16 protein-coding genes and 1 tRNA gene are annotated in these 16,738 nt (G+C 69.8%); 10 read left to right on the top strand and 7 right to left on the bottom strand.

Annotated elements, in window-relative coordinates:
• Nucleotides 1-71 precede the first annotated feature (71 nt).
• Nucleotides 72-392 (bottom strand): hypothetical protein, encoded by a 321-nt coding sequence (locus tag EAH86_RS19420; RefSeq protein WP_140743859.1) that lies wholly within the window; start codon nt 390-392, stop codon nt 72-74.
• 220 nt (nt 393-612) lie between these two features.
• Nucleotides 613-1,281: a class I SAM-dependent methyltransferase gene (locus EAH86_RS19415; protein WP_140743857.1), complete on the bottom strand. Its 669-nt coding sequence runs from the start codon at nt 1,279-1,281 to the stop codon at nt 613-615.
• Nucleotides 1,282-1,299: 18 nt separating this feature from the next.
• Here EAH86_RS19415 and EAH86_RS19410 point away from each other — a divergent pair, with 18 nt between their 5' ends.
• Entirely contained in the window at nt 1,300-1,830 is a 531-nt protein-coding gene (locus tag EAH86_RS19410; RefSeq protein ID WP_140743855.1) for a GNAT family N-acetyltransferase, read from the top strand.
• A gap of 70 nt (nt 1,831-1,900) precedes the next feature.
• Nucleotides 1,901-2,314: a DUF4259 domain-containing protein gene (locus EAH86_RS19405; protein ID WP_161988720.1), complete on the top strand. Its 414-nt coding sequence runs from the start codon at nt 1,901-1,903 to the stop codon at nt 2,312-2,314.
• A gap of 139 nt (nt 2,315-2,453) precedes the next feature.
• Here EAH86_RS19405 and lexA read toward each other — a convergent pair whose 3' ends face one another.
• The gene (gene lexA, locus EAH86_RS19400; RefSeq protein WP_140743851.1) at nt 2,454-3,182 is read right to left on the bottom strand and encodes a transcriptional repressor LexA; all 729 of its coding nucleotides are present in this window, start codon (nt 3,180-3,182) and stop codon (nt 2,454-2,456) included.
• A gap of 363 nt (nt 3,183-3,545) precedes the next feature.
• On the opposite strand from lexA, the gene EAH86_RS19395 reads away from it, so the two are divergent.
• Nucleotides 3,546-3,863 (top strand): LysM peptidoglycan-binding domain-containing protein, encoded by a 318-nt coding sequence (locus EAH86_RS19395; RefSeq protein ID WP_140743849.1) that lies wholly within the window; start codon nt 3,546-3,548, stop codon nt 3,861-3,863.
• 29 nt (nt 3,864-3,892) lie between these two features.
• Here the strand turns inward: EAH86_RS19395 and EAH86_RS19390 are convergent, their stop codons facing one another.
• On the bottom strand, nt 3,893-5,110 hold the full coding sequence (locus EAH86_RS19390; RefSeq protein WP_161988718.1) for a CHAP domain-containing protein: 1,218 nt from the start codon (nt 5,108-5,110) through the stop codon (nt 3,893-3,895).
• Nucleotides 5,111-5,585: 475 nt separating this feature from the next.
• On the opposite strand from EAH86_RS19390, the gene fdh reads away from it, so the two are divergent.
• The 4 genes from fdh to EAH86_RS19370 are packed head-to-tail and all read left to right on the top strand — an operon-like array spanning nt 5,586 to nt 12,385.
• The gene (gene fdh / locus EAH86_RS19385) at nt 5,586-8,906 is read left to right on the top strand and encodes a formate dehydrogenase (protein ID WP_140743845.1); all 3,321 of its coding nucleotides are present in this window, start codon (nt 5,586-5,588) and stop codon (nt 8,904-8,906) included.
• On the top strand, nt 8,906-9,952 hold the full coding sequence (locus tag EAH86_RS19380; protein ID WP_140743843.1) for a 4Fe-4S dicluster domain-containing protein: 1,047 nt from the start codon (nt 8,906-8,908) through the stop codon (nt 9,950-9,952). The genes fdh and EAH86_RS19380 overlap by 1 nt, the downstream gene beginning before the upstream one ends.
• Nucleotides 9,949-11,016 (top strand): NrfD/PsrC family molybdoenzyme membrane anchor subunit, encoded by a 1,068-nt coding sequence (gene nrfD / locus EAH86_RS19375; protein ID WP_140743841.1) that lies wholly within the window; start codon nt 9,949-9,951, stop codon nt 11,014-11,016. Before EAH86_RS19380 ends, nrfD begins: the two co-directional genes overlap by 4 nt.
• Before the next feature lie 22 nt (nt 11,017-11,038).
• Nucleotides 11,039-12,385 carry an L-lactate MFS transporter gene (locus EAH86_RS19370; RefSeq protein ID WP_140743839.1) on the top strand — a complete coding sequence of 449 codons (1,347 nt, stop codon included), beginning with the start codon at nt 11,039-11,041 and terminating at the stop codon, nt 12,383-12,385.
• 45 nt (nt 12,386-12,430) lie between these two features.
• Here the strand turns inward: EAH86_RS19370 and EAH86_RS19365 are convergent, their stop codons facing one another.
• Together EAH86_RS19365 and EAH86_RS20885 are read right to left on the bottom strand one after the other, a co-directional pair.
• The gene (locus tag EAH86_RS19365) at nt 12,431-12,673 is read right to left on the bottom strand and encodes a rhodanese-like domain-containing protein (protein ID WP_241668467.1); all 243 of its coding nucleotides are present in this window, start codon (nt 12,671-12,673) and stop codon (nt 12,431-12,433) included.
• Nucleotides 12,670-12,855, bottom strand: coding sequence for a hypothetical protein (locus EAH86_RS20885; RefSeq protein ID WP_241668466.1), 186 nt, complete (start codon nt 12,853-12,855; stop codon nt 12,670-12,672). The genes EAH86_RS19365 and EAH86_RS20885 overlap by 4 nt, the downstream gene beginning before the upstream one ends.
• A gap of 113 nt (nt 12,856-12,968) precedes the next feature.
• On the opposite strand from EAH86_RS20885, the gene EAH86_RS19360 reads away from it, so the two are divergent.
• The 3 genes from EAH86_RS19360 to EAH86_RS19350 all read left to right on the top strand — a co-directional run bounded on the left by EAH86_RS19360 (nt 12,969) and on the right by EAH86_RS19350 (nt 15,534).
• A tRNA-Sec gene (locus EAH86_RS19360) sits at nt 12,969-13,064 on the top strand.
• Between the two features lie 26 nt (nt 13,065-13,090).
• Complete coding sequence (gene selB, locus EAH86_RS19355) at nt 13,091-14,911, top strand: selenocysteine-specific translation elongation factor (protein WP_140743837.1); 1,821 nt, start codon at nt 13,091-13,093, stop codon at nt 14,909-14,911.
• Nucleotides 14,912-15,036: 125 nt separating this feature from the next.
• Entirely contained in the window at nt 15,037-15,534 is a 498-nt protein-coding gene (locus tag EAH86_RS19350; RefSeq protein ID WP_140743835.1) for a hypothetical protein, read from the top strand.
• Between the two features lie 43 nt (nt 15,535-15,577).
• On the opposite strand, the gene EAH86_RS19345 is transcribed toward EAH86_RS19350, so the two are convergent.
• Entirely contained in the window at nt 15,578-16,738 is a 1,161-nt protein-coding gene (locus tag EAH86_RS19345) for a winged helix DNA-binding domain-containing protein (protein ID WP_140743833.1), read from the bottom strand.

Raw genomic sequence — 16,738 nt, 5'->3', positions numbered from 1 at the left:
CACCTGTGCGCGGAACTCCGGCAGGTGTGCAGGATCTGTTCCGTCGCAACGGATGTCATTGTCCATGATCATCACGAGCGCCAGCGCAGGCGTTGGTACGACGGCAGCGCGGCTGGCACCTGGAACTCCAACCCGTCAGCCTTCTCGCCGTTGCGTGACACGTTGGCCACCAGTCCCCGCGTCTTGGGACGTATCGCAACCAGCCGCTCGTAGACGCTGTTGACGTCAGGGTTGCTGCCCGTGGCCCAGGAGTTGGCGACGACGTTCTCGCCCGGGCTCTGGGGATCGGACTGGAAGCCGGTCATGCCCGAGTGGCCCAAGGCGATGACGCCCTCAGGGTGGTCCGCGTCCGCGACCGGGGTCGTGCGGCCCGCCGAGGTCGTTGCCGCCACCCGAGAGCCTTCGACGCTTCCGGTTGCCGGAGTCGTGGTGCCGCTGCAGGAGCAGAGCGCCAGGGTGGCCACCACCGTGGTGGCATGAGACAACGACGGCAGACGCATGGGGCCCCTCCTGATGAATGACCCACCCTGCCCACTCACCGTAGGACCGCGCTTCGCGGCGGCTCCCGCACGTGGCGTAGGTCTGCCGCGCGCGACTCGCACCAAGCGACGGTCAGCCGGGCGGCCGCCTGGCCACCAGCACCACGTCGATCGCATCGCCGTCTCCGGTGGGCCGGATGTACTCCTCGCACCTCTCGATAATCAGGTCACCGGCCGCCTCACGCAGCTGTTCCGGCGAGTGCAGCAGCGCTGGGTCCGACGGGCCGCCGACGCCCTCGGTGAGGTTGCGTAGCCCGTGCCCGACGACCACCAGGGCACCGCCGGGCGCCAGCCAGCTCCGGGTGCGGGAGATCACGTCCGAGGGCAGGTGCAGGTAGGAGACGAGGACGAGGTCGTAGAGGTGCTGCGGCGCCGGGTGCCAGGACCGTGCGTCCGCGACCACCCAGTCGACCCGGATCCCGCGGGCAGAGGCCTCCTTCTCACCCTTGGCCAGCCCGACCGACGAGAAGTCGACCGCCGTCACCCGCCAGCCCTTCGCGGCCAGCCACACCGCGTGCCGCCCCTCGCCGGCCCCGAGGTCCAGTGCCCGACCGGGTGTCCAGTCGCCCACGATCCGTTCCACCTCGGCGTTGGGGGTGGCGCTCCAGACGTGCTCCTTGGCGGCATACCGCTCGTCCCACAGGGCCTGCCGGTCCGTGTGCCCACCGCGGTCGGGGTCGGGCAGCCCGTCCCCACCACCAGAGCCGTGCGTGCCGTGGGAGTGCTGGTGCTCGTCGGTCATCCCCCTAGCATCGCCGATATGAGCAGCATTGCCCCGGACAGCGGTCCACCAACCGTCGTCCGCGACGCGACGCCAGCAGACCTTCCGGCCATGGCCGAGATCTACGACGACCAGGTGCGCACCTCGCTGGCGACCTTCGACACCGAACCCCGCGGCGCGGCATACCTCGGGGAGAAGCTCGCAACCACGGGCGGCGGCAACATCGTGCTCGTCGCCTGGGCCGACGGGGACCTGCTCGGCTACGCGTTCTCGGGCCCGTTCAGGCCGCGCCCGGCCTACGACGGCACCAAGGAGGTGTCGGTCTACCTCGCGGAGGGAGCCCGCGGCCGCGGCCTGGGCCGGACCCTGTATGCCGCGTTGCTGGCCCGGCTGGACGCCGCAGCTGACGTGCACACCCAGGTCGCCGTGATCGCGCTGCCCAACGACGCGAGCGTCGCGCTGCACCTGGCGTGCGGGTTCGAACGGGTCGGCGTGCTGCGGGAGGTCGGGCACAAGTTCGGCCGTTATGTCGACACGGCCTGGTACCAACGGATGCCTTCGCAGAACTAGGGCTGGCGCGTCGCGCCGACTCTTGGCACCCTCGAAGGAGCATCGCTGTCACAGGCTGTGGAGGTTGGAGATGGGTGCTACCGGAGCGGGGCCGTTCGAGAACGACGACGCGCTCGACTTCCTCGACGAGCTCGAGGACTCGCAGCACGATGTGCGACGCAAGCGGGTCGAGTCTGCCCTCGACCGCGTGGTTCGCGCGAGGGGCTACATCGAGGCCCCCACCATGTCGCAGGCCGTCGCGGCTGCGGTCGTCGTGGCTGCCTGTGACGACTTCGAATCCGTTGTCAGAGAACGCAATGTGCCCAGGTGGGTCGACGAGGAACCGATCGACGTGGACGAGGGACTCGAGGAGCTTGCCTCCCAGGCGCTGCACCGGGCCCTGCAGTCCGACGACAACGAGCTCTGGGAGCTGTGGGCCGAGGGCGACGGCGGCGAACGGTTCACCGCCAAGCTCACCCACTACCTCGACGCCCTGGGGGACTAGCGCCCCGGCGCCCGAGCGCGGGAGGTCGAGAACGGACGCCCCACCCGGACGCCAGGCCGCCGACGGCCCGAACACACGGGTGCCGCGGGCGCCCGAGGGCGTTCCGCGGCACACGGTGGCCGGCACCTGAGGGTCGAGGTCAGATGCGGCGCAGCACCGCAGTGACCTTGCCGAGGATGGTGGCGTGGTCTCCGTCGATGGGGTCGAAGGACGGGTTGTGCGGCATCAGCCACACCTTGCCGTCCTTGCGCTTGAAGGTCTTCACGGTGGCCTCGTTGTCGAGCATCGCCGCGACGATGTCGCCGTTGTCGGCGGTGGGCTGCTGGCGCACGACCACCCAGTCACCGTCGCAGATCGCGGCCTCGATCATCGAGTCGCCGACCACCTGGAGCAGGAACAGCTGTCCCTCGCCGACGATCTGGCGGGGGAGCGGGAAGACGTCCTCGACGGTCTCCTCGGCCAGGATCGGCACACCCGCGGCGATGCGACCGAGCACCGGCACGTAGGCGGCCGCGGGCCGCTGGTCGCCCGAGCCCGTCTCGTCGTAGGTCGCGGTCTCGTCCTCGACTGCGGCACCGCCGCGGTAGCCCCGCATGTCGGCGGGGGAGTCGGGTGAGACGACCTCGATGGCGCGCGGCCGGTTGGGGTCGCGACGCAGGAAGCCCTTGCGCTCGAGCGTGGACAGCTGGTGGGCGACCGAGCTGGGCGAGGTGAGCCCCACGGCCTCACCGATCTCGCGCAGGCTCGGCGGGTAGCCGCGTCGGTCGACCGAGTTGCGGATCACCTCGAGAACCCGTCGCTGCCGGACGGTGAGCCCGTCGCCGCGATCGCGGTCGGGCAGTTCCTTGACGTTGTTGTCGTCGCTCATGCCGCTTCCTCACTTGAGCAGGTTGAGGTACAGGTGCAGGTCAGGTGCCGTATGCCGGCTGCTCCAGAACGCGTTGTCAGTGCCCTCTGATGTGCTTGCGGCATGAACACAGCGTATGGGTTTCGAACGTCTGTGCCAAACATGTGTTCGAGGCGTGTCTTGATTGAATCGAACATGCGTGCTAGAAATTGGCACAACAGTTCTTCGCACACCCGTTCGAGGAACGCACAGAGCCACCCAACACAGAGCACCACAACGCAGAACGCCACGATGGAGGACCTGATGAGTGCAGCAGTCGCTTGGGACGTCGCCCCCGCACCAGTGCGGGTCCCCGTTCGCCCGGCTCGCCCTTGCTTGGTCTCGGTGCCCACCGGCGCAGAGGTCGCGGCCCTTTCGGCCACGCCGTTGCGGCTGACCCGGGCGGCCCGCCTGGCGCTCACGCTCACGGTGGTCATTGCCGCCGTCGCCCTGGCGATCGCGCTGTTCGCCGGTGGCGCGTCGGCCACCGTCATCGACCACTCCACGACGGTCCAGTCCGGGCAGACGCTGTCCGAGATCGCCGTCCGCGAGCTGCCGCAGCTGTCGATGGCCGAGGCCGTCGTGCAGCTTCAGGTCGCCAACGACCTGACGGGCAGCAACGTCCACGCCGGTCAGACGCTGCTCATCCCCAAGGTCGGCTGAACGGCGCGGTCAAACCTCGTCGCGGTCGATCAGCCGACTGAGCGTGGCGGTCCGACCTTGACCTTCAGCGGTGCTGCCCGCAGGGTCACGCCCTTGGCCAGGTGGGTCCATTTCAGGGCGCTGGTGTCGCCGGCCCGCTGGATCGCCACCTGGTCCACGGTCTTGGCGCCGGCCGAGGTGGCCGTCGTCACCGGTATGCCTGCCTTGACCAGGTAGTACTTGGTGCTCGGCGAGGCGGCCAGGATGGTGCCGTCCAGCGGCCGGAAGCTCAGGTGGTTGTACCTCGTTGCCGAGCCAGCCTTGTCGATCGCGACCTGGTCCACGGTCATGGTTGGTTTGGCGCCGCCGAAGGCCGTCCAGGTGGAGACGTAGACGGGGGCGCCCCCGGCCATCCGGTAGATCTCGCCGCGCTGCGCGCCGCGGAGGAAGGTGCCGTCCGCGGGCTTGGCCAGCAGGCGGTTGTAGCGGGCGCTCGTGCCGGCCTGGTCGATCGCGACCTGGTCCACGGTCATGGTGGGTTTGGCGCCGCCGAAGGCGGTCCAGGTGGAGACGAACACCGGGGCCCCACCGGCGACGCGGTAGACCTCGGCCCGCTGCGCGCCCTTGATGAAGGTGCCGTCGGCGACGCGCTGCGGCAGGGTCGCCAGCGACGTGCTGGAGACGAGCTGGGTTGGCTGGGTGCCACCGAACGCTGTCCATGTCGACACGAAGACCGGGGTGCGCCCGACGAGCCGGTAGACCTCGCTGGTCTCGCGGACCTTGAGGAAGCTGCCCGACGGAGGCGGGATGTAGCTCTGGTCCTTGAAGTGGATGAAGTTGCTCGGCCAGTTGCGGTCGCCCTTGGGGATCCGCATGCGTGAGGAGTAGCCACTCCAGGCCGAGTCCGAGACGACGATGTAGCTGCTGGTGACCTCCTCGACGTAGCCGACGTGTCCCTGGCTCGGCGCGTAGGAGCTGCCGTAGTTCCACTGGGCGATGGAGCCGACCTTCGCCGTAGCGTCGACGCGGTAGCCCCTGGCACGTGCGCTGGTCGCCCAGCTGCCGCCACTGCCGAGGCCGCTGAGGGTCGGCACACCGTTGCGCGACAACCGGTAGGCCACGTAGTTGACGCAGTTGTTGCCGGACGCCCCCACGGGGTAGCCCCAGACGGACTTGCCGTTGTATCCCGAGAACGAGATGCACGAGATGTTGGCGGCCTTGCACTCGCGAACCAGCGTCTCTGCCTGCGCGGACGGCGCCAGGGTCACCAGTCCCGCCGAGACGGCGAGGGCAAGTGCTGTCAGACGCGCAACTGTGCTGTGGACGTGAGGTCGCATGACTTCCCGGGGTTGGGGGGACCAGGGATGGGCGGCGCCAGTGCTGCGGCGGCGCGGGGCCCCCGGTCGGGGCCTCCGAAAGGGTGCCCCACCCAAGACCTGCTTGTCCTGATTGGTCCGGAAAGAACGCAGTTGTAATTCGCCTGCCGTGCTCAGCCGCACCGGCGCAGGTAGTCCGAACGGCCGATGACGCTTGGGCCTGCGACCACTCGGTCAACCCAGCAACCGTGACCCCAGTTGTCCCGCGACACCGTCCAGCCGGGCAGCCCCCGCCCTCGCCAATCGCGCGCGTTGTCGCTGGTCAGAAGGGTGTGGGCCCGAGAATCCATTGCCGATGTCAGGGTGCCGAGCGCCCTGATGTGTGGCATGTTCGGGGTGACGAGGTCATTGACGCGTGGAGGTTCCAGTGGATGCACGACGGACGTTCCTGTCCTGGCCAGTGGTACGCCAGGTCCGCAGCGGCGACCTCCTCGGTCGCGGGCCCTCCGTCACCTCGCAGAAGACCCGCGAGATCGAGCCGCGCACGTCCTCGGCTGACCGGGTCGTCCAGAGTGTCTGTCCCTACTGCGCCGTCGGGTGTGGCCAGCGGGTCTTCGTAAAGGACGAGCGAGTGGTGCAGATCGAGGGCGACCCCGACTCTCCGATCTCGCGCGGACGGCTCTGCCCCAAGGGATCTGCCAGCGAACAGCTCGTCAACAGTCCCGGACGCCAGCGCAAGGTGCTCTACCGCCGAGCGCGGGGCACGCAGTGGGAGAGCCTCGAACTCGAGACTGCGATGCAGATGATCACCGACCGGTTCCTGGCGAGCCGACGCGCCGGCTGGCAGGACCGGGACGAGCACGGACGGCCACTGCGCCGCACAATGGGGATCGCCTCGCTCGGGGGCGCCACGCTGGACAACGAGGAGAACTACCTCATCAAGAAGCTGTTCACAGCAGCCGGCGCGATCCAGATCGAGAACCAGGCGCGTATTTGACACTCATCCACGGTCCCCAGTCTGGGGTCCTCGTTCGGACGCGGCGGCGCGACCCAATACGTGCAGGACCTGTCGAACTCTGACTGCATCGTCATCCAGGGTTCGAACATGGCCGAGTGCCACCCTGTCGCGTACCAGTGGGTCACCGAGGCCAAGCTCAAGGGTGCCAAGGTCGTCCACATCGACCCGCGGTTCACCCGTACCTCGGCGACCGCCGATCGGCACGTGCCGATCCGTGCTGGCAGTGACGTCGTCTTCCTCGGCGCCCTGATCAACCACGTGCTGTCCAACGAGCTGTTCTTCAAGGAGTACGTCGTCTCCTACACCAACGCGGCGACCCTGATCAGCGAGGAGTTCCAGGACACCGAGGAGCTTGACGGGCTGTTCTCCGGCTACGACGACGACCGTGGAGCGTACGACCCCAAGAGCTGGGCCTACGCCTCGAAGGAGGCCGAGGAGGAGGGTGGCACGGACGACCAGTCCGGTGGTGAGATCGGTGACCCCGGCTCCGGTCACGTCCACGGCGAGCAGCGGTCGGAGCAAGCAGCGGGCGACCAGCACGGGTCGGGTGGCCCGCCGCTCGAACACGCGCGCGTGCTGCGCGACGAGACGTTGCAGCATCCTCGTACCGTCTTCCAGATCCTCAAGCGGCACTACGCCCGGTACACCCCCGCGATGGTCGCCGACACCTGCGGGATCTCCGTCGACGACTTCGCCTACGTCGCCCGCGCGGTCACGGAGAACAGTGGGCGGGAGCGGACGACGGCGTGGGTCTACGCGGTCGGGTGGACCCAGCACACCCTCGGCGCCCAGTTCATCCGGACCTCGGCGATCCTCCAGCTGTTGCTGGGCAATATGGGCCGCCCCGGTGGCGGCGTCATGGCCCTGCGCGGCCACGCCAGCATCCAGGGGTCGACCGACATCCCGACGCTCTACAACCTGCTGCCCGGCTACCTGGCCATGCCGGTGGCCGGCCAGCACGACACCTGGCAGGACTACATCGGGGCCATCGGCAGCAAGAAGCAGAAGGGTTTCTGGACCCATGCCGACGCCTACGCCGTCAGCCTGCTCAAGGCGTGGTGGGGCGAGAAGGCCACCGCCGCAAACGACTGGGCGTTCGACTACCTCCCTCGGCTGACCGGCGCCCACGGCACTTACCAGACGACGATGGCGATGCTGGATGGTGAGGTCGAGGGGTACTTCCTGCTCGGCCAGAACCCCGCCGTCGGGTCGGCTCATGCACGGATGCAGCGCCAAGGCCTGGCCAAGCTCAAGTGGCTTGTCGTGCGCGACCTCAACATGATCGAGTCCGCGACCTTCTGGAAGGACTCGCCCGAGATCGAGACGGGCGAGCTGTCGCCGGAGGACATCGAGACCGAGGTGTTCTTCCTGCCGCCGGCGTCACACGTGGAGAAGGACGGCACCTTCACCCAGACCCAACGGATGCTCCAGTGGCACCACAAGGCCGTCGAGCCGCCGGGTGACTGCCGCAGCGACCTGCAGTTCTTCTTCGACCTGGGCAAGCGGCTCAAGGCCGCCCTCGCGGAGTCGACCGACGAACGGGACCGACCCCTGCTAGACCTGACGTGGGACTACCCGGAGAACGAGCACGGGGACCCTGACGCAGAGGCCGTCCTGCGGGAGATCAACGGATTCCACCTCTCCGGTGACAAGGCCGGCCAGCCGCTGTCCGCCTACACCGAAATGAAGGCAGACGGCTCCACCTCGGGCGGCTGCTGGATCTACACCGGCGTCTTCGCCGATGGCGTCAACAGGTCCGCCAACCGCCGTCCCGGCCAGGAGCAGAACCTCACCGCCCTCGACTGGGGCTGGGCGTGGCCGGCCAACCGCCGGATCCTCTACAACCGTGCCTCCGCCGACCCCGAGGGCAACCCGTGGAGCGAGCGAAAGAGATACGTCTGGTGGGATCAGGCGGAGCAGAAGTGGACGGGCGAGGACGTCCCCGACTTCCCGCCGAACACGGCGCCGAGCTTCCGTCCCGAGCCGGGCACCGGGGGGCCCGAGGGCATCGCCGGCGACGACCCATTCATCATGCAGGCCGACGGCAAGGGCTGGCTGTTCACGCCCAAGGGCATGGTGGACGGCCCGCTCCCGACGCACTACGAGCCGCAGGAGTCTCCCGTCGCCAACCCGCTCTACAGCCAGCAGTCGAACCCCTCGCGCAAGGTCTTCCCGCGCAAGGACAACCTGTGGGCACCGTCGGCCAACCAGCCCGGCTCCGACGTCTACCCGTACGTCTTCACGACCTACCGGTTGACTGAGCACCACACCGCGGGCGGCATGAGCCGGTGGCTGCCCTACCTGGCCGAACTGCAGCCTGAGTTCTTCTGCGAGGTATCCCCCGAGCTGGCGGCCGAGCGTGGCCTCGAGAACGGCGGCTGGGCGACCGTCGTCTCGGCGCGGTCCGCGGTCGAGTGCCGCGTCCTGGTCACCGAGCGGATGACCCCGCTGGTGCTCAGCGGCAGGACGATCCACCAGATCGGCCTGCCCTACCACTGGGGGGTCGGCCGCGACGCCATCGTGTCCGGTGATGCCGCAAACGACCTGCTCGGCGTGGCGTTGGACCCGAACGTGCAGATCCAGGAGAGCAAGGCCGGGTCCTGCGACATCATCGCCGGTCGGCGGCCCCGGGGTGAGGCGCTGCTGAGGCTGGTCGAGGAGTACCAGTCCCGGTCGGGCACCACGGCACTGACTGGCAACGAGCTTCGGACGACAGGGGATGGTTCCTGATGGGGTTCTGGCGCAACCAGCTGGCGGGTCCCACGGACCCTTCGCGCGACGCAGCGTGGGACGACCCGGAGCCCCGCAAGGGATTCTTCACCGACACCTCCATCTGCATCGGCTGCAAGGCCTGCGAGGTGGCCTGCAAGGAGTGGAACGCCATCCCGCAGGACGGGGAGCTCAACCTGCTCGGGTCGTCCTACGACAACACCGGCTCGCTCGGCGCCAGCACGTGGCGGCACGTCGCGTTCATCGAGCAGACCAGCGACCGCATCGAGCAGGCCCGCGAGTCAGGCAGTCGCCTCGTCCAACTCGGTATGCCGTCGGTCGGCGCTCCTGCGCCAGCTTCAGCGGCCGTGGGCGCGACGAGTGGGGCGGCCCCTGCCCCGGCACTGGCCGGCGTCAACCTCTCTGACCCGGACTTCGCTGCGGCGCAGGCCACTGCGGCACGGGAGCTGGGCAGCGTGCCGGACTTCCGCTGGCTGATGGACTCGGACGTGTGCAAGCACTGCACCCATGCCGCGTGCCTCGACGTCTGTCCCACCGGAGCCCTCTTCCGCACTGAGTTCGGCACAGTCGTCGTGCAGGACGATGTCTGCAACGGCTGCGGCTACTGCGTCGCGGCCTGCCCCTTCGGAGTCATCGAGCGGCGCGACGGCGACGAGACGGTCAAGAACGCTGGGATCGCCCAGAAGTGCACGCTCTGCTACGACCGGATCGGGCACGACCAGACCCCGGCCTGTGCGCAGGCCTGCCCGACGACCTCCATCAAGTTCGGGGACCTCGCCGACATGCAGTCGCAGGCGCAAGAGCGGGTGGACACTTTGCACAGCAACGGTTTTCCTGAGGCGCGGGTCTACGGTGGAAACCAGCACGACGGTGTCGGCGGCACCGGCTCGGTCTTCCTGCTGCTCGACGAGCCCGAGGTCTACGGCCTGCCACCGGACCCGCGCGTGACGACCGCAGACCTGCCTGACATGTTCCGCAAGGCCGGCTTCGCCGCGGCTGCGATGCTGGCCATGGCGGTTGCCGCGTTCGTGGGGGGCCGCAAATGACGGTCAACCCGTTCGACGCGGACCGCCCTCCTGAGGTGAGCCGTCCTGGTGGCCGCCGGCGACGCGGCGGGGGCAGGCGACGCGACGAGTCGCTGATGGTCCCTGACATCGAGTTCGACAGCTACTACGGCCGACAGGTAGTCAAGCCGGCTCCCTGGACGTCCGACATCCCGGCCTACATCTTCCTCGGCGGCCTCGCCGCGGGCTCGGGCCTGCTGGGGGCAGGTGCGTCGGCGCGCAACCTGCCCACGCTGCGCCGCAACACCAGGTATGCCGCGCTGGCCGCGGTCGCCGCGGGCGGCCTCGCGCTGGTCCGCGACCTCGGCAAACCCAGCCGGGCACTGAACATGATGCGCACCGTCAAGGTGACCTCGCCGATGTCGGTGGGCTCGTGGATCCTGACCGCCTTCGCTGCGTTCGCTGGGCTGGGGGTCGCCAGCGAGGTGGGGCGCCATGTCGTCGACGACGACTCTGCCCTGGGGCGGGTGCGCAGGGTCGCCGACCCCGTGGCCAGTGTCGGATCGGCTCTGTTCGCGGCGCCTCTCGCGGCCTACACCGCAGTCCTGCTCGCCGACACCGCAACCCCCTCGTGGCACGAGTCGTACCGCGAGCTACCGTTCGTCTTCGTCGGCTCGGCCAACGCGGCGGCTGCGGGGCTCGCGCTCGTCACGGCGCCCACCTCGGAGACGGGACCGGCGCGCAAGCTCGCGGTGGCTGGCGCCGCGCTCGAGCTCGCCGCCTTGGAGCAGATGGAGCGCACCATGGGCGAGCTCGTCGCCGAACCGTTGCACGTGGGGCGGGCCGGGGTGCTGCTCAAGGTGAGCAAGGCGCTCACCGTGACGGGCGCGCTCGGTGCCGCCCTGTTTGGTCGCAACCGCGCAGCGGCCGCTGTCAGCGGCGTGGCGCTCATGGCTGGCTCTGCCTGCACCCGTTTCGGCATCTTCGAGGCGGGCCTGGAGTCGGCCAAGGACCCTCGCTACACCGTCACCCCCCAGCGTGAGCGGCTGGAGGGGCGCAGGGCGCAGGGAGTCACCCACGACTCGATCACGACAAGCCGGCAGTGACGCCGACCCCAAGGAGAGCACGATGAGCGAGACCCGCAGGGACGCAACAGATTCGGCCGTCGGCAACCGGTGGCTCATCCTCGTGGCCGGCGTGCTGGTGCAGCTGGCGATCGGGGCCGTCTATGCCTGGAGCGTGTTCTCCAAGGCGCTGCAGAGCGACGCAGCATTCGGGTGGTCCAAGTCGCAGGCCACGGTGCCCTTCGAGGTCGCCATCGGCATGATCTTCATCGGCAGCTACCTCGGGGGCCGCATCCAGGACAGGCGGGGTCCACGCAGCGTGGCCCTTACCGGCGGGGTGATCTACAGCATCGGGGTGGTGCTCGCGTCATTTGCGACGACGGACTCGTTCTGGCTGCTTGTCCTCGGCTATGGCGTCCTCGGCGGCTTCGGACTCGGCATGGTCTACATCGTGCCGATCGCGATGCTGCAGAAGTGGTTTCCCGACAAGCCGGGCCTGATCACCGGCATCGCGGTGGCCGGCTTCGGCTTCGGTGCCGTCATCACGGCCCCCGTGGGGCAGCGCCTCATCGACAACACCCCCGACCTGCCGACCAAGGCGTTCCTGCCCCTGGGGATCGGCTACCTCGTCGCCATCGTCATCGGTGCGAGCCTCTTCAAGAACCCGCCCGCCGACTACCGGCCACCGGGCTTTGCGGCGCCTCCGCACGCCCTCGCCGGTGCCGGGCGGGCAGACAGACCGGCTGCCAGCCGAGCCGGGGGACCCGCGGCCGACACCGACGTCGACCCGCTCTCCGGCACCCGGAACTTCACGGCAAACGAGGCGCTCAGCACGCCGCAGTGGTACCTGCTCACCGCGATCCTCACTCTCAGCGTGGTTGCCGGTATCTCGCTCATCTCGGTCGCCGCCGGCAGCGCCTCGGACATCACCGGCCTCTCCTCGGCCGGTGCCGCCACGCTCGTGGGTGTGCTCGGCCTCTTCAACGGGGCCGGACGGGTGCTCTGGGGCTGGCTGTCCGACCGGATCGGCAAGATGCCGGCTTTCATGGGCATCCTCGCCATCCAAGGCGTGTGCCTCCTGCTCATCCCGCATGCATCGTCGGTCGGCGTCTTCGCCCTCCTCGCAGCCCTGGTCTACACCTGTTACGGCGGCGCCTTCGGGACGATGCCGTCGACGGCCGGGCGCTTCTTCGGGGTGAAGAATGCCGGGGCGATCTACGGACTCATGCTCATCGGCTGGAGCATCGGCGGCGTCGTCGGACCACTGCTGATCTCCAAGCTGATCGGTGAGGACAAGTCCTACTCGCTGGGGTTCACCGTCATCGGCATCATCGCCTTGGTGGCCATCGCCGTGCCGCTCGTCACCAAGAAGCCGGCACCGGAACGCGCTGCTGAAGATGCAGCCGTCTAGAGTGCGCGGGCGGCCATCCTGAGGTGGGGAGGCCACAGGCGCCAGTCACTCCCGGACGTCCGTGGTGCCCTCCAACTTGGGCAGCCCGGCCGCGAACCAGGCCTGCGCGCCGCCGGTCGGGTCGGTTGCGCGGTGCAGCCCCAAGGCGCGCAAGGACGCCGCGGCCAGGGTTGAGCTGTACCCCTGACGACAGACGACCACCACCAGCAGGTTCGGGTCGTCCGCCTCCGGGATGCGACACTCACACGTGGGGTCGAGCCGCCACTCCAGGACCGTTCGGTCGATCACGAGGGCGCCGGGAGGTCGCCCTCCCGGCTCCGCTGCGCGGCCGTCCTGGTGTCGACCAGCAGAGCTCCCGCGAGCTGCGCCGCCATGGCCTGGTGGGGATCGAGTCGCTCCATCCCTTCACGGGCTGCCGCGAGCAGGCGGTCCACCGCGGCATACCGGACGCTGCTCGAGCCCTCGCTCACCGAGGTCACCTGACGGGGGTGAGATGGTGGGCGCTGCTCAGGGTCATGGTGCGACTGTATGTCGGCCTCCGGGCTGCGTCGCGGCCTGTGGCCTGCGGAGATACGGTGTTACTGGAGGTGTCAGGGTTCCTGGTGGTCCCCCCGGTCTTCAAAACCGGTGAGACCGAGCATCTCGGTCTGGCGGGTTCGATTCCCGTCCACCTCCGCCAACGTCCCAGTCAGGAGGTCCGGCCCGGTGCACGTCCTCGCCACGGCCGGTCACGTCGACCACGGCAAGTCAGCCCTCGTGCGCGCCCTGACCGGAATCGAGCCCGACCGGTGGGCCGAGGAGCACCGACGGGGACTGACGATCGACCTGGGTTACGCGTGGACAACGCTGGACTCGGGTGCCGAGGTCGCGTTCGTCGATGTGCCGGGTCACCAGCGGTTCATCGGCAACATGCTCGCCGGGCTCGGCCCGGCGCCGGCGGTCGTCTTCGTCGTGGCCGCCGACGAGGGATGGCGGCAGCAGTCGCAGGAGCACCTCGCCGCGGTGGACGCCCTGGGTATCCGCCACGGGCTGCTCGTGGTGACCAGGAGCGACCTCGCTGACCCCGCCCCGACCCTGGCCGACGCCGCGGTGCGGCTGCGCGCCACCAGCCTCGGCGAGGTCGCCGGGGTGGCGGTCTCCGCGCTCACGGGTGACGGCCTGCCCGACCTCAGGGCGGCGCTGGACGGACTGGTCGCGGGCCTTCCGCGCCCGCGTTCCGACGGCCGCGTGCGGCTGTGGGTGGACCGGTCCTTCACCATCCGCGGCAGCGGCACCGTGGTCACCGGCACGCTGGGAGAGGGCAGCATCGCGGTCGGTGACGAGCTCGAGGTCGCGGACACCGTGGTGGGGGTCCGCTCGCTGCAGTCGATGGAGGCGTCGCGCGAGCGCGTCAGCCCGGTATGCCGGGTGGCGGCGAACCTGCGTGGGATGCGGCAGGGCGGAGTCACCCGGGGCGATGTCTTGCTCACGCCCGGCGCCTGGCGATTCGCCACGGTTCTCGACGTGCGCCTCGGGGTGACTCCCCCCCATGAGCTTGCCCAGCACCTGACCCTCCACGTCGGAACCGCCGCGGTGCCGGTCCACGTCCGTCCGCTCGGCGGTGACGCCGTGCGCCTGACTTTGAGCCGGGCGCTGCCGCTGGTCGCGGGGGACCGGCTGATCCTCAGGGACCCCGGTGCGCAACAGGTGGTGGCAGGGGCCGTGGTCGTCGACGCCGATCCGCCCGAGCTGCGCCGCCGTGGCGCCGCCGCTCGGCGCGCCACTGCGCTGGCGACAGCGACGGGGGCGCCGGACGTGGCGGTCGAGGTGGAGCGCCGCGGCGCGCTCCGGGTGGACCACGCCCTAGCCCTGGGGATCGCCGTCCCCGAGCACGCCACCGGTCTGCCCGGCAGCGTGCTCCGGCACGGTGACTGGCTGGTCTCCCGGGCCGCCGCCGACCGCTGGGCCGAGACCGTTGTCGACGCCGTACGACGGAAGGCTGCCACGGACCCGCTCGAGCCGAGCCTGACGGCCGAGGCGGCACGGCTCGTCGCAGGTGTGCCGGACTCGTCGCTGCTGCCCGTGGTGGTCGACCGGGGCGGTCTGGAGCTGGAACGCGGGCGGGTGTGGCTGCCGGGGGTGCGGGCCGAGCTTGGTCCGGCCGGCAGGGGGCTGCGCGACCTCGAGGAACGCCTGTCGCAGACACCGTTTGCCGCACCGGAGCAGCGCGACCTCGAGGCCGCGGGCCTCGGACCTCGCGAGGTTGCTGCAGCAGTCAAGGCTGGTCGGCTCCTGCGGCTGCCGGACGGGGTGCTCTTGCTTCCCGACGCACCGGCCCGCGCGATGCGGGTGCTGGCCGCCCTGCCTCAGCCGTTCACCCTGAGCCAGGCACGCCAAGCGCTGCAGACCACCCGGCGGGTGGCCGTGCCGCTGCTCGAACACCTCGACAGCCGAGGCTGGACCCGTCGCGTCGACACTGTGCATCGCCGCGTCGTGCCGTCGGGGACGACCCTCGATCGGCCGGGCGGCACGGTCTCCACAGGCTGACGGGGACAGGACCGAGGTGCGGAATCGCCCGAAACGGGGCAGGAGGACGGCTCGACTCCTACGCCATCGGCCGTACGTAGTGTCCCTGATGTGACCCTCCGACCCAGAGGAGGAGGGTGGCGAGGATGAACATCACGTCGAAAGTCGCGGCCTCCTTGGCCGCCGCTGCCGGTGTCGTCGCCTTCGGGTGCGTCCCGGCCACCGCTGCCGTGGGCACGCCCACCTCCTTCACCGTCGACACCCAGTTCAGGGCCGCCCCGAGCGACATCACCGCCGCGACCGGTCCACTGGCGTCGTGCACCCAGGTCACCGACCTCGAGAACGGCTCCGACCTGCGGACCCACAACCAGCTGGTCTTCAGCGGGGTCAAGCTGCTCACCTGCGGCAGCGCGACGGTGACCATCGGCTACAAGGCCTTCATCACCATCCCGGCGTTCCAGAACCCCAACGTCATCCCAGCCGGCGGTGGCTTCACGACGCACGGCGACTGGTGGGTCCTCGAGTCGACCCTCATAGGCGTGAGCTCCGGCGGCGGCAAGCTAATCGGCGACGGTCGCAGTTGCACCCCGGACGAGGGCTCGGGCGGCTGCGTCACCGACGCCTTCCGCGGCTTCGTCTCCTAGCCGGTCGGGCCGGCGTACCGCGTCGCGCCCGTTCGCCGCTCGCTCAGCGGTCGGCCCGGCGGGGGCGCCTGGACGGGTGCCCGAGCGCGCCACCCCACAGGTGCGGCCTGCCTTCGTTCTCCACGAGCGACAGGTCGCGCTCGAGGAAGCCGGCCAGCCGCTGGGCTGCAACGCGCACCTGCTCACGCCCCTCCGCTGCGACAGCCGGCGCCAGCCGCACCTCGACCTCGACCACGTCGGGCCGCACAGTCCGCTTCCACAGCCCGACGTTGGTGCCGTCCAGGACGATGCTCGCCCAGAACGGGTCGGTGTGTTCAGCGTAGGGGTGGTCGGGCAGGGCGGGGAAGTTCACCCGCGGATAGGTCAGCACCGCCTCGTCATAGGTCGGGAAGAGGTATGCCGCGGGCGCGACCGGACTGCGCCGGCGCACCTGCGTCGGGTCGAACCAGTGCGGGATGCCGTCGACCTCCACCTCCTCCAGCTCGTCGCCGAGCTGGGCGAGGGCGGCCTTGGTGTCGGCCATCGTCATGGTGGCCCAGCGGGTGAAGTCCTTGACGCTGGCCGGGCCGTGGCCGGTGAAGAACCGCCGCACCAGCTCGACGACCGCCTCGTCGAGACTGCGTTCCGGAGTCGGAGGGATCACCTCGTCGACCAGGGCGTAGGAGTGGTGCGCGCCCTTCATCGGGCCCGAGCAGACCAACCCGCGCATCTCCGCCACGATGAGCAGGTGGCCGAGCTGCTCGCCGGGCTTGATGGGCGACCCTCTCTCGACGAACGCCTCCCCGAGCTCGGGCCGGGTCAGGAAGTGCTTGTCCTGCAACAGGTTTGCCAAGAGCTCAAGGCCATCATCAAGTCGAGTGTTGTCGTCGAGGCCGAGCTGCCGGTGCCGCGCCGCCATGCTGGACAGCACGCGCGGGGACGTCAGGTCGAGGATCCAGCGAAGGTCCTCCGGTGCCACGAAGTGCCAGGTCGGTCGCAGGATGTGGGTGCGCACGAAGGCGCCGGTGTCGAACTCACGCTGCACCGCGGCATACCGGTCCTTGCGGGAACGCATGGCGAGCGAGAAGAAGGCGTGGTCGCGCTCCTGGCTCTGGACGCAGGTGAGCAGTCGCACGACGTCGGCGGCGCGCGCCAGGGGAGCGGACGACAGCCGTTGCGTGCCGAGCCTCTGGGCGAGCGCGCGTGTGCTGTCCATGACGGCCAT

The sequence above is a fragment of the Pedococcus bigeumensis genome, assembly GCF_006438965.1.
In the GTDB taxonomy this organism is placed as follows: domain Bacteria; phylum Actinomycetota; class Actinomycetes; order Actinomycetales; family Dermatophilaceae; genus Pedococcus; species Pedococcus bigeumensis_A.
This window is presented reverse-complemented; position numbering and strand designations above follow the sequence as displayed.

Coding starts and splice junctions, on each gene's coding strand:
- EAH86_RS19415 (WP_140743857.1), bottom strand. CDS start 1,281: ATGACCGACGAGCACCAGCACTCCCACGGCACGCACGGCTCTGGTGGT.
- EAH86_RS19410 (WP_140743855.1), top strand. CDS start 1,300: ATGAGCAGCATTGCCCCGGACAGCGGTCCACCAACCGTCGTCCGCGAC.
- EAH86_RS19405 (WP_161988720.1), top strand. CDS start 1,901: ATGGGTGCTACCGGAGCGGGGCCGTTCGAGAACGACGACGCGCTCGAC.
- lexA (WP_140743851.1), bottom strand. CDS start 3,182: ATGAGCGACGACAACAACGTCAAGGAACTGCCCGACCGCGATCGCGGC.
- EAH86_RS19380 (WP_140743843.1), top strand. CDS start 8,906: ATGGGGTTCTGGCGCAACCAGCTGGCGGGTCCCACGGACCCTTCGCGC.
- nrfD (WP_140743841.1), top strand. CDS start 9,949: ATGACGGTCAACCCGTTCGACGCGGACCGCCCTCCTGAGGTGAGCCGT.
- EAH86_RS19370 (WP_140743839.1), top strand. CDS start 11,039: ATGAGCGAGACCCGCAGGGACGCAACAGATTCGGCCGTCGGCAACCGG.
- EAH86_RS19350 (WP_140743835.1), top strand. CDS start 15,037: ATGAACATCACGTCGAAAGTCGCGGCCTCCTTGGCCGCCGCTGCCGGT.
- EAH86_RS19345 (WP_140743833.1), bottom strand. CDS start 16,738: ATGGCCGTCATGGACAGCACACGCGCGCTCGCCCAGAGGCTCGGCACG.